This is a genomic window from Brevibacillus reuszeri (assembly GCF_002897295.1).
Classification (GTDB): domain Bacteria; phylum Bacillota; class Bacilli; order Brevibacillales; family Brevibacillaceae; genus Brevibacillus; species Brevibacillus reuszeri_A.
The window spans coordinates 1-439 of the sequence record NZ_BEXF01000150.1; the positions used below are offsets into that span (position 1 = coordinate 1).

Consider the following 439-nt stretch of genomic DNA (forward strand, 5'->3'; position numbering starts at 1 on the left):
TAGCCTATTCCGAGTACTTTTCGGGGGCCCCACAACAAAATAAAATCGGGAAGTAGCTCAGCTTGGTAGAGTACTTGGCTTGGGACCAAGGGGTCGCAGGTTCGAATCCTGTCTTCCCGACCATGATCTTTCTATTTAAAATTGTTTAGCCTCACTTAAAAAAGAGGTTGACAACACCAAAGAAAGAGTGGTAAGATGTGATTCTGTGACTTCTGAAAGGGAGGAGCAGACAACAAAAAACATCCAAAAAAAGTGTTTGACACGGAATGTTGGATGTGCTAACATGGAGTTCCTGCTAGTTTAGCAGAACTTAAAATGCTCTTTGAAAACTGAACAGCGAAAGCGTTAATGAGTCTATCATTAAATGATTTGCCAGCTTTGAACCAGTAACAAACTTTATTGGAGAGTTTGATCCTGGCTCAGGACGAACGCTGGCGGC

At 42.6% G+C, this 439-nt stretch carries 1 tRNA gene; it reads left to right on the forward strand.

The features are described from left to right. The first annotated feature begins 46 nt into the window (after positions 1-46). Positions 47-123, forward strand: a tRNA-Pro gene (locus tag C3B52_RS35920). The last annotated feature ends 316 nt before the right edge of the window (positions 124-439 follow it).